The organism is Bacillus sp. AFS040349 (assembly GCF_002577655.1).
Lineage (GTDB): Bacteria > Bacillota > Bacilli > Bacillales > Bacillaceae > Metabacillus.
Genome location: NZ_NUMC01000032.1, coordinates 1 through 11,211, shown reverse-complemented (window position 1 = coordinate 11,211; position 11,211 = coordinate 1). Strand labels below are relative to the sequence as shown.

Here is an 11,211-nt window from a genome sequence, read left to right as displayed (position 1 = left end):
ACAACACCAGCATTCAGCTTCGCGAACTCTACAGCTTCATCTGAAGTAAGATCCAGCTCTCGGATAATACGTTGATGCCAATACGAAGCCCAGCCTTCGTATCGTAATGGTGTTTTTGTTATGTCAGTGTTCTTTCATAAAATGTGCAGATTCTAAGGAGTTTGTGAAAACTACGTTATTTTCTGCATTGGACGGGTACTATGAATAATGTAAAAAAATAAGGAGGTATTCCAAATGTTAAACCAACAATATAAACAATGTATCCAAGCATGCTTAGAATGCATGGAGGCTTGTAATGTTTGTTATAGTGCATGCCTTAAAGAAGAAGATGTAGCAATGATGTCATACTGTATTCGCCTTGACAGAGAATGTGCGGATATTTGTAGTTTTGCAGCAAAAGCGATGCAATCAAATAGTCCTTTTGCTGAACAAATTTGTAAACTGTGTGCTGAAATATGTGAGGCATGTGGAAAAGAGTGTGAAAAACATGAGCAGGATCATTGTAAAAAATGTGCTGAGTCTTGCTTTAGATGTGCAGATGCATGTCGCCAAATGGCTTCATAAACCTTACCAGGAACTGAATAAGAAATAATTAAAGTCTTGGAGCAAAGCATAATTAGCTTTGCTCTTTAACTAAGTTTCAAACAAAAAACTAAGCATACTTACCTAATAATTGGGTAAAACACTATGTAAATAGTCTTGAAAGGAGTTGCTATCATGAAACAATACCTAAAATTTGCTGGGATGATCATCACTTCAACTATTATCATGTTCCTTTTTAAATATTTAAGCACGTACAGTCTTGATCATGTCTTTTTTAGTGAATCAAGGCTTTACATGGCTCTGTTGATGGGTTCTACAATGACTATTATTATGTTAGGTTTTATGTACCGTATGCTAAAAAACAGAAAAGTAAATATTGGAATTGCAGTTGTTAGTGTTCTTATTTTTTCGCTTTCACTTTTCCTATTACGAAGTCAAACATTGGTGGATGATACCGACTATATGGAAGCCATGATTCCACATCATTCTATTGCGATATTAACTAGTGAACGTGCAGAAATATCTGATCCGAGAGTTCGTGAACTAGCAGATGAAATTATTAAAGCTCAACGTAAAGAAATTGATGAAATGAAGAAATTAATTGAGGATCTAGAAGAAGAATAAATTACTTACTATCTTACTACTAAAAAACCTCCATTTGGAGGTTTTTTATCTGTTTAAAGAAGGCTTCGGCACTCCGCAATACATTCTTCCAAGTCTTTAACAGCATGTTGCATTCTTTGTTTTGATTGCTCATGTGCTTTACCAATTGCATTATTTAAATGAGTTAATGCACTTTCGCATTCAGTAATACATTCTTGAAGATCTGCTTTGTTCATATAAAAACTCCTTTAACTTAATTTTTACAGGAGTATTATTCACAATTATTATTATTTTATCCTTCAGTTTCGTAATCGTCTTTACTTAAAACAATTCTCCTATCTTCTATGTTAAGAATTGCGTTAAACTTCATTGAAGTAGTTATTTTACAAATTCTCCTTATTTCAACTGGAATATGAAGTGTCCCCCTATTGCTAAGTATGCATTGATTTTCTTTTTCACATGCCTCTTTTGCTAAAATAATTGCTTTATTATCCACAAAAATATAGATATTATCACCTGGTTCGAGATTTATGTCTTTTCTGATACAATTTGGAAGATAGACTTGTCCCGATTTAGTTAGTTTTAATTGCATTGAAACCACCTCTAAAACAAAGGTTTTTTTCATGATAATAAAAAATTATGGAGAAAGTTTGCATTTTTAAGTAATTCAATAAAAAAGCAACAAATCTGCAAATTTTCTCAACAATTTCCCATTACAATAATCTTATAAAGATAAAAAGGTGTAGTTTATGAAAATTTCAATCAAACTTGGTCTTTGGTTTTTTATCTGTATTTTTATCATTGAAGCATCTTCAATGTTCTTCTTACATCGTAATGTTGTACATTCTCTTGTTAATGAAGAGTTAGACTCATTAAAATCACGTGGAAATAGTCATAGTGATGTTTTAGATATATCATACGATGAATCGACGTTACATCATATTCAAATTATGGAGACAGGAACAGATACAGAAGTTGTCATAACCGATGAGGTTGGGAAAATAATGATTTCATCTAAACCCATAGATGATGGGATGGGCAAAATCTTAACAAGAAATAGCGTTGACCTAGATGCTCCGAATGAAGGTCTAATCCTACAAGCAGATTGGCAAAATGAACAATATATTTCTACTGTCTCCTCATTTAAGGGTCCGAAAGGAGATATTGGTTATGTTTACATGTTCAAAAGTACGGACCAAATACAAAGGTTTATTTCACGATTAAATGAACATTTTATCTTAGCTTCAGTGCTCATTTTATTTTTCATGTTGATTACCATATTCTTTTTATCAAAAGCTCTTACAAAACCATTAATATCAATGAAGGAAGCGACCAGAAAAATAAGCAAAGGTGATTTTTCAGTTTCTTTACCAAAGACTACAAATGATGAAATTGGTGAGTTATCAACTTCTATTCAAAAACTTGCAAACGACTTAAACTATTTAAAAAAAGAGAGAACCGAGTTCTTAGCGAGTATTTCTCATGAACTACGTACTCCTCTTACCTACATTAAAGGTTATACAGATATTGCTAGAAGAGAAAACTTATCCGAAAAAGACCGTCTTAGTTATTTAAATATTATTTATGAAGAAGCTAACCATGTTGGTGACCTTCTAAAAGAATTATTTGATTTAGCTAAAATGGATCAAAATACTTTTACTATCTCTAAGGAAAAAGTGAAAATTGGCTCATTCATGTACTCCATTTTTCAAAAAATGAAGCCAGCTTTCGATAGTAAAGGAGTTAGGCTTGAATTCGTTTGTAAAATCAATGCTGTTGTAGATATTGATCCTATTAGGTTTGAACAGGTCTTATTAAATTTATTGGATAATGCTTTAAAATACTCTGATACCCACACTTTGACTACAATTGAAATAACAAACGAAGGGAATTTGGTAAAGATATTTGTCAAAGATCAAGGCATAGGGATTCCTGCTGAAGATTTACCATATATCTTTGATCGTTTATATAGAGTTGATAAATCACGTTCCAGGCTAACAGGGGGTTACGGAATAGGATTATCCATAGTTAAAGAAATAGTAGATGCTCACGGTGGAAACATTACGGTAGAAAGCCAATTAAATAAAGGTACATGCTTTAAGATTACACTGAAAGGACTTTATGATGACAACAGTTTTGTTAATAGATGATGAGCAAAGAATGCTCGATTTATTATCCTTATATATAGAACCTTATGGATATACGTGTTTTAAGAAGAACTCTGGTCCAGAAGGCATAGAATTTTTGCAACACAAAAAAGTCGATATTGTGATTCTTGATATCATGATGCCTGAAATAGACGGATGGACAACCTGTGAAAAAATAAGAGAAATATCTGATGTACCAATCATCATGTTAACAGCAAGAAATGAAAAGGAAGATATCGTTAAAGGATTAAAAAAAGGTGCTGATGATTATTTGGTCAAACCCTTTAATGAAGAAGAATTGTTAGCACGTATAGAAGCGATTATGAGGAGAACCAGCAGGACTTTTCACTCTGAAGATATCATCAGATTTGAAGGTTTGTTAATAAATCAATCTACGTATCAGGTTACATTTCAGAAGAAAGAAATCGTACTTACACCAAAGGAATATGCATTACTTAACTTATTTTTAGAAAACCAAAATAAAGTATTTTCACGAGAACATTTACTCTCAACCATATGGGGGCTAAAAGCTGAAACAGAGGATCGAACTATTGATTCGCATATACGGAACATGAGAGAAAAACTACGACAATCTAACTTTCCAGTAGAACAATATTTAAAAACAGTTTGGGGAGTTGGTTATAAATGGCTCTCTAGTAACTAATCAAGAAGCAGGAGGTATTATTGTAATAATGATAAAAAAGATATCTTCATTTTTTCTAATAAGTATGTTATTAACCGCTTGTTCGCAGGGAGAAAATGAACAGACTACGAATAATGGTTCTGAAATATATACAGAATTAAAAGACAAAAAAATTGAACATATACACGGAATTGGTTATGCAGGAAATACAAATGAATTGTCTCTGGCTTCGCATGATGGATTATTAAAATTCAAAAATGAAAAGTGGTTTAAAATAACCGAAAACAAACATGACTACATGGGTTTTCAAGCAACTGATGTAGGCTTCTATTCAAGTGGACACCCAGCGCATGGGTCCGATTTACAGAATCCCCTTGGTATTATAAAAAGTACTGACGGTGGAAAAACGTTAAATAAACTTGCATTTTATGGTGAAACAGACTTTCATTATTTAGCAGCAGGCTTCAACAGTCATATCATTTATGTGATTAATGAATCTAAAAATTCAAGATTAAATAGTGGGTTTTATTACTCCAAAGATGAAGGTAAAAATTGGACACAAAGTAAGATGCAGAAGCTTTCATTTAACAATATAGGTAATATAGCCACTCACCCAACCAAAGCAAATATTGTTGCAATATCCACAGATCAAGGTTTATATATTTCAGACGATCATGGTGATTCGTTCTCTCTAGCATCACATTCTCAACCAGTTACAAGTGTTGAATTTAGAGAAAAATCCCTACTTTATTTTACTTTAAAAGGAGATAAGGTATCGCTTTATAAACAAGAACTAAGTGATGAAAAAGAAGAAGCAATACCTCTTCCAAAAGAAGTGAACGGACAAAATCCCGTGATGTATATTTCATCCCATCCAGAAAAAGAAGAAGTGATGACTGTGGTTACCTATGAAAATGATATTTACCAAACAAAAGATAATGGTCAATCATGGACTACTTTAGTAAGTAAGGGCAAGATACAATCATAGCAATAATATACACAAAAAAAGAACTTGGATTACTCAAGTTCTTTTCTTTATTTTAAGCCCCCACATGCCTATTGTGATGACAATTCACTTTCCGTCACCCACTTATGGTTTTTCACTTCCTCACCACCAGTTGTTGGAGTGTAATCAACCATATATACTGTCATTTCTTCTACTGATTCTACAACAGCTGTTGCTCCTTTCATACCTTCCATATGATCAGTGTTTAACACAACCTCTGTTCCTGGTTCAAATGGTTGTTCTCCTGCATTTTCAATTTCTTCATGAATGACCCATTTATGATCTTGAACCATTTCTCCTCCCGTTGTTGGGGAATAAGAAACAACATAAACATTTGTATGATACGCTCCAATAATTGTAGCTTCCGCACCCTTCATACCTTCCATGTGATCTGTTTCAAGAATAGCTTGACTCCCAACTTTATAAGTTGGATTTTCATCTTCTTTTAATCCTTCTGGAATTTCACCAGAACCTGAATGATTCATTTTAGAATGATCCATTTCAGTATTGTGTTCGGAACTTGAATTTTTCTCTTCATTCGTTTTATCATCATTGCTTGAACATGCTGATAAAGAAATAGCTAAAGTTAGTGTCGCAATACCTATTCCCAGTTTTTTTCTCATCTTATTACTCTTCATTCATAATTAAAATCATTCTGACCAATAAATAGAAGGGTAGGGTGTTTATTAAAGATAGCAAAGAATTTTGCAGAAAGTATGCAATATATATTTCAACTATGTAAAAAATAATAAAAGCAGCAAATAGAAATTTCTACTCGCTGCTTATCATTTCTTATTGGCTATAAATTAATTTAGTAATCATACCACCTGGTGTTTTCCCGTTATTTGTTTGATGAAATGTTTTTGTTCCATTTATTGGGAAAGTACCAGGATTAGCGGACATAAACTCGATATCTATTCGCTGTCCAGAGGCAACATTTATTGTATCATCAAACATTTGATAACGAGGAAATCCATTTACACTAACTACTTGAAAGTCGTGTCCATGAACGTGCATAGAATGTGCGGCACTAGATTTATTAATGAAACGCACCCTGATTTTCTCTCCATATTTCGTTTGTAATCCTTTTGTATCAGGAAATGACTTCCCATTAATTGTAAAAAAGTTTGGGTTTGTGTCAAATTTCTTAGGCTTATAAACACCTGGTGAAATTTCGCCTAATTCTTCCTGGGGGATATCCCATTGTTGCAAAACTAATACATAATCACGATAAGGAATTTCCCCTCCTGTTAATTGGTTCTCATTAGGCAACACAATTAACGGTCCCAATAACCCCTGAGGGATTTGTGATGGATCTCCAGCATGATAAAAAAATGTACCTGCTTGCCATGCTGGAAATTGATACACGTATGATTCTCCTGGTTTAATTGATGGAGTAGGCTCTATTTCAGGAATCCCATCCTGAGAAACAGGTTTTGATAATCCATGTACGTGCAGTGACGTTGGTTTATCTAAACGATTCTCTAATTCAATTTGAACCATCTCTCCTTGCTTAAATATTAGGAGAGGTCCTGGTATCGATCCATTAAAACCAAGTCCATCGATAGTTATTTCCTCAATAATCTTATTTTTTGAGGGTTGAGCTATTAATTTATAGTATCGTATATTACCAGCTTTTTGATATGGTGCATTCACTCCATTTGGCATGACCAATCTACTTTCCCAATTCATAAGATTTCCCCCATTATTTTTATCTTATTTTAAAAATATGTTAGACAGTTCGTCATTATGAGGAATGCGAATGAAGTATTAGTTTAAATTGATATTTATATAAATTAATTTTAAATATTTACTACTTTCTTGCTGGATTAATGCGACTATTTTAGAAAATTAAAGGCTGGTTATAATTTCTGTTAAAATATACCTGTTGTTAGTTAGCGTATGTGTTATTGTTGTTTTTAAAGGAGAGAGATGAACATTGAACATTGGAATGGGACTACTACTAATACCCTTCGCATTGATTTTTATAACACTAGGAATAATCTCACGCAAAAAGAGGGATAAACTTATTGGCAATGGTCTGATAATAGTAGGAACAATTATTATTTTAGGCAGTGTTGTATTACTTGCAGGTTTCTATGACCCCTATGCAAATCATATTCGATAACTTCAACAACGCAGAAAAAGCATCGAAAAATCGATGCTTTTAATTAATTTTAATAATGGACAATCCATACATATACCAAAACGAGTGTGAATAATCACTTTTGTTCTTCAAAGCTGAACCTGTTAACGATTAAATAGGCAGTTTTCTTTTCATTTAACTCGTAAAATTAAATCCTCTTCTTTAACCAAGATTATTTCTTTCGTATCTCCACTTTGTATCTCTAACAGCCCATTACCATGATTAAAGAAAATAAAGTGTATTTTACCCTTATAAATTACTTTTTGACCAAATTTTATTGTTATCATCCTTAATTTTTATTTTCAAAATCAATTCGAAAATTATTACAGGAGGATAACAACTGTAAATAGTCACCAAATGATCCTTTAAACTAATTCTATCAAATTGTAATGTAAATAATAAGTAGTATAGTATGAATTATTTACATCCTATTCAACATCATAACCTTGTTCATCAATTGTTTCCTTAATATCTTTTAAATGAACCTCTGAAGAATCAAATTCTATATCAACTTCTCCAGAACTTAGATTCACTTTTACTGATTGAACACCATTTAACTTCCCAACGCTTCCTTCAATCGAACTTACACAATGTCCACATGACATACCTTTCACTTTTAATGTTACTTTTTCCATCGTTAATCTCTCCTTTTCTAAAACTTTCTTTTATTTTCCTCTAAAGCATGAACCTTAAACGAAGAAATTTCTATTGTCAAATAAGGTATTTATTAGGTCCAATATGTAAAGCTATCAAGTATCCCAACTAGAATTATGAAGACCCCTGCAAATTTTTGGGTAAGGGTTCCAAGCTTTCTACCTTTCTTTAATAAAGCCCCACTTGCTCCTAAATACCATATGAGAAAAATCGTAATAATTAATGGTAAAACCGTGCCGAGTGCAAACAAAGTCGGCAAAATAAAACCATAGGAACTAGACAAAACAACTGGCATTAAGGTGACAAAATACAATACAAACATTGTAGGACAGAATGCAAGTGAGAAACTAAACCCTAATAGGAAGGAAGCAAATGGTCTATCTATTTGCTTATCTTCAGCCTGTTTTATGAATCTAAAAGTGCCTTTTATTTTAATAACACCAATCATAACCAATCCTACTATGATTAAAAGAGGACCCATTAGTTTCCTTATCCATGGAAAATAAATGGTGAGGACACCTTCAATTTCCCGCCCTAAAAACCAGATTAATATCCCTAAAAGAGAAAATGCAACAATCTTTCCTAAGATAAAACCTAAAATATCTTTCCATACGATTCTACTTTGCAGAGAACGATTACCGTACAGAGTGACTGCACTTACATTTGCCACAAATTGACATGGAGCCATTGCCCCTACAAGTCCCAATACAAATGCAAATGCAATCGGAAATCCTTCAAGTGCATTTGCCATATTAGAAAATGGTTGGCTTAGCAATGAGCTTATTTTGCTGATGAAAATATACACAATTCTCCCCCTTTCCCTGGCATTAGTTTAGTACAAAAATTTGCAGATTTTATGAAGGAGTTTTTTATCAAATGAGATATTTGGATTTAATTGGATAATTGATCTTTATAAAAATATCCAATTGAAAAGATAAAACCGGTTAAAAAAACTGAAAGCGTAATGATAGAAATTCCAGTTAAATATATAGATACTACACTTGAACCAAAAGTGAACAACAACCATTTCAGTGATATAGGAAATAATTTACCCATTACCATTTACCTCTTTTGCTTCATTTAATTCCCAATAATACTCTGAAAAAACCTCTGTAAATGCATCGACCGATCGATATAATTCATTTAGATCATTATCGACACCACCTATTTCAACAAGCATTGCTTTATTTGAAACATCTTGGTTATAAACTCCGTTCCCTTCACTTTTTGTTTTGAGGAATACACCTCTACTTATACCTGGATACTTTGCCTCTAGTCTCTTATGTAGCTCTTTGGCCGTATTAAGATTTTCTAAATATCGATCGTGTTCCTTTCCAACCACAAAGTATAATCTTGCATAATCTTTACCACTAATGCTTTTCGTGGTTAGATTTTTCCTGGCAGAATCACGATGGATATCAATAAAATAGGTCAACTCATTTTCTTTTTCTGACACGGCAGCTTCGACAAGATTACCAGATACAGAATATGCTTTAGTGGATCTCATTCCTTTTTCATTCAAAGTTTTGGTCATATTGGTCGTGTCATGAACAACACCAATACCTTTATTTATTAAGTTTTGACTCATTCGTTTTCCTAACCCTATCACATTAGCCCTCTCATCATTACTGATCGCGTCATTTGGAACTTGTGCATTTTCCAGTAAGGGTAAAAATGATTCCCAACTATGTGTTTGATAAATATAGACTGTTTTCTTCTGTGGAGGTGAAACTTGGGTATTATCCTCAGATGAGTTACTTTCAGTCTGCTTTAATTTCTCCTCAGCTACTTTCCTTTCTTCTAGCAAAACCTCTGTCGGAGGAGAAGACTCGTATGGCAACGTGGTTAAATCTGTTCCCTCTCCCGCAATAATGATTTCCGTATCATATAGTCTTAATCCTGGTAATTCATTCCCTAAGAATGTTCTTGCATCTGTGGGCTTAACACTGGTTGCAAGTTGAATTGCCATTTTAGAAGCATTTGAAAGTGTGAACAATTCATCTGTCTCTTTAGGATAAAAATAATGATTTTCAGCTCGAAGGAGATGTGCAAAAAGGTCTTTACTGTATAAATTATTAATGGATTTTTGCAAAACAACTGAGTCAATTTTTAAATTCATTAAGATAATAGTCCCGATTAGTAGATACATAATGATCAACGCTACTATATAAGAAGTGAGATATTTTGGTTGATTTGCTGATCTTTTCATAATAGGACAACCCCTTTCTCCTCCATCATATGAAGAAGTAAGGGGTTGAATGGCTAAAAAATTATTACAAATATTACAGTGTACATTTTATTCATGAACTTTATACCAATAGTATTCACTTATGGCATTTCCTAAAATATCAGCACTCCGATATAGTTCTTCAAGATTATTTTCTACACCACCTATTTCAACAATAACGCTATTAGGTAGTAAATCTTGATTATAGACACCATTACCTTGAGACTTACCTTTAATGATGACTCCTCTAGAAAGACCAGGATATTTCCTCTCAATAACTTCATGAATACCATTCGTAAAATCTAAATTTCGCTTATAATTTTCATGTCCACTTCCAATTACAAACGAAATTTTGGCAATTGATTCTCCACCAATTTCAATTGTTGAATATTCTCTTGGTAATGAATCACGATGAATATCAAAAGCCATTTCTAGATCTCTATTTTTACTCATTTCATTCACAATAACTTCTCTGGACATCTGATAAGAACGACCAAATGTTAAGTTTCGGGTATTTAACATATCTACTATATCGATTTGACTAACCTCATTCCAAATTCCATTGCTTCTCAAGGAGTCTCCTAATCTGTTTCCAACCAGTGATATATTTACTTTGGAATGGTATGCACTCTCTGGGGCAGTTCCTTTTTTAAAGTAAGGCAAAAAAGATTCTCTAGTATGAGAAAAATAGATAAAAACTACCCTTCTCCCGAATGTACTGTGAAAGTTTTTCTGGTTGATTTCTGGTCTTTTTATTTCTTCTTCGTTAAATGAATCAATTCTTTCTTGAATCAGCTCTGCATCCTTTTTAAGTGAATCATCATTTGGTACAAGTTCAGTTGACACATCTGAGGAACTATTACTCATAAATTCTGAGCTATTTGAAGAGTTAACATTCACCTTTGTACTTAACTCCCCACTTTCACTTATTTTTTTTATTCGGGGTTCCTCTTTTTCATAAAGAAAGAAAATTACTGTTAACAACCCTAAAAACAGTGTTACTACGGTAAATAATAATAACTTTAATGTTTTGGTACTTAGATCATTCATAGTCTTCCCTCTATCAAAGTAATAACTTATTACTTTATTTATCGGTTAGATTTGAAGAATATTTTATCTTTGTTCATTTTATTAAATAATAAATAAGTCGAGATTATCTATAGGACGTGTAAAAAAGAATACAATAAGAAAAGTCACTGGTACTTTCCAGTGACTTTTCACTCTATAAATACTTCCTCGACA

13 protein-coding genes and 1 pseudogene are annotated in these 11,211 nt (G+C 32.8%); 5 read left to right on the top strand and 9 right to left on the bottom strand.

The features are described 5' to 3' along the window. A pseudogene (locus tag COD11_RS26470) lies at nucleotides 1–104 on the bottom strand (SpoVR family protein); the annotation flags it as partial. Nucleotides 105–234: 130 nt separating this feature from the next. Here COD11_RS26470 and COD11_RS08785 point away from each other — a divergent pair. Then, nucleotides 235–564 (top strand): four-helix bundle copper-binding protein, encoded by a 330-nt coding sequence (locus COD11_RS08785; RefSeq protein ID WP_098796391.1) that lies wholly within the window; start codon nucleotides 235–237, stop codon nucleotides 562–564. Nucleotides 565–717: 153 nt separating this feature from the next. After that, nucleotides 718–1,167 (top strand): DUF305 domain-containing protein, encoded by a 450-nt coding sequence (locus tag COD11_RS08780; RefSeq protein ID WP_098796390.1) that lies wholly within the window; start codon nucleotides 718–720, stop codon nucleotides 1,165–1,167. A 53-nt stretch (nucleotides 1,168–1,220) separates the two neighbouring features. Here COD11_RS08780 and COD11_RS26755 read toward each other — a convergent pair whose 3' ends face one another. Together COD11_RS26755 and COD11_RS08775 are read right to left on the bottom strand one after the other, a co-directional pair. Continuing rightward, a complete protein-coding gene (locus COD11_RS26755; RefSeq protein ID WP_176551023.1) occupies nucleotides 1,221–1,382 on the bottom strand; it encodes a hypothetical protein in 162 nt (53 codons plus the stop codon). Between the two features lie 56 nt (nucleotides 1,383–1,438). After that, on the bottom strand, nucleotides 1,439–1,738 hold the full coding sequence (locus tag COD11_RS08775; protein ID WP_098796389.1) for an AbrB/MazE/SpoVT family DNA-binding domain-containing protein: 300 nt from the start codon (nucleotides 1,736–1,738) through the stop codon (nucleotides 1,439–1,441). 157 nt (nucleotides 1,739–1,895) lie between these two features. Between COD11_RS08775 and COD11_RS08770 the strand changes: the two genes are divergently transcribed. From COD11_RS08770 to COD11_RS08760, 3 genes are read left to right on the top strand one after another with little or no spacing between them, the layout of a single operon-like run. Beyond that, nucleotides 1,896–3,296, top strand: a complete 1,401-nt coding sequence (locus COD11_RS08770; RefSeq protein ID WP_098796388.1) for a sensor histidine kinase — start codon at nucleotides 1,896–1,898, stop codon at nucleotides 3,294–3,296. Continuing rightward, on the top strand, nucleotides 3,271–3,957 hold the full coding sequence (locus COD11_RS08765) for a response regulator transcription factor (RefSeq protein ID WP_098796387.1): 687 nt from the start codon (nucleotides 3,271–3,273) through the stop codon (nucleotides 3,955–3,957). The genes COD11_RS08770 and COD11_RS08765 overlap by 26 nt, the downstream gene beginning before the upstream one ends. A gap of 28 nt (nucleotides 3,958–3,985) precedes the next feature. After that, the gene (locus COD11_RS08760) at nucleotides 3,986–4,924 is read left to right on the top strand and encodes a F510_1955 family glycosylhydrolase (RefSeq protein WP_098796386.1); all 939 of its coding nucleotides are present in this window, start codon (nucleotides 3,986–3,988) and stop codon (nucleotides 4,922–4,924) included. 68 nt (nucleotides 4,925–4,992) lie between these two features. On the opposite strand, the gene COD11_RS08755 is transcribed toward COD11_RS08760, so the two are convergent. From COD11_RS08755 to COD11_RS08725, 6 genes are all read right to left on the bottom strand, one after another. Continuing rightward, a complete protein-coding gene (locus COD11_RS08755; RefSeq protein WP_176551022.1) occupies nucleotides 4,993–5,565 on the bottom strand; it encodes a DUF1541 domain-containing protein in 573 nt (190 codons plus the stop codon). Between the two features lie 169 nt (nucleotides 5,566–5,734). After that, nucleotides 5,735–6,634, bottom strand: a complete 900-nt coding sequence (locus COD11_RS08750) for a multicopper oxidase family protein (protein ID WP_098796384.1) — start codon at nucleotides 6,632–6,634, stop codon at nucleotides 5,735–5,737. 882 nt (nucleotides 6,635–7,516) lie between these two features. Further along, nucleotides 7,517–7,723 carry a copper chaperone CopZ gene (copZ, locus tag COD11_RS08740; protein WP_098796382.1) on the bottom strand — a complete coding sequence of 69 codons (207 nt, stop codon included), beginning with the start codon at nucleotides 7,721–7,723 and terminating at the stop codon, nucleotides 7,517–7,519. A gap of 92 nt (nucleotides 7,724–7,815) precedes the next feature. Beyond that, nucleotides 7,816–8,547, bottom strand: coding sequence for an urease accessory protein UreH domain-containing protein (locus tag COD11_RS08735; RefSeq protein WP_098796381.1), 732 nt, complete (start codon nucleotides 8,545–8,547; stop codon nucleotides 7,816–7,818). Between the two features lie 243 nt (nucleotides 8,548–8,790). After that, complete coding sequence (spoIIP, locus tag COD11_RS08730; protein ID WP_255301564.1) at nucleotides 8,791–9,951, bottom strand: stage II sporulation protein P; 1,161 nt, start codon at nucleotides 9,949–9,951, stop codon at nucleotides 8,791–8,793. An 87-nt stretch (nucleotides 9,952–10,038) separates the two neighbouring features. Beyond that, the gene (locus tag COD11_RS08725; RefSeq protein WP_098796380.1) at nucleotides 10,039–11,019 is read right to left on the bottom strand and encodes a stage II sporulation protein P; all 981 of its coding nucleotides are present in this window, start codon (nucleotides 11,017–11,019) and stop codon (nucleotides 10,039–10,041) included. Between the last annotated feature and the right edge of the window lie 192 nt (nucleotides 11,020–11,211).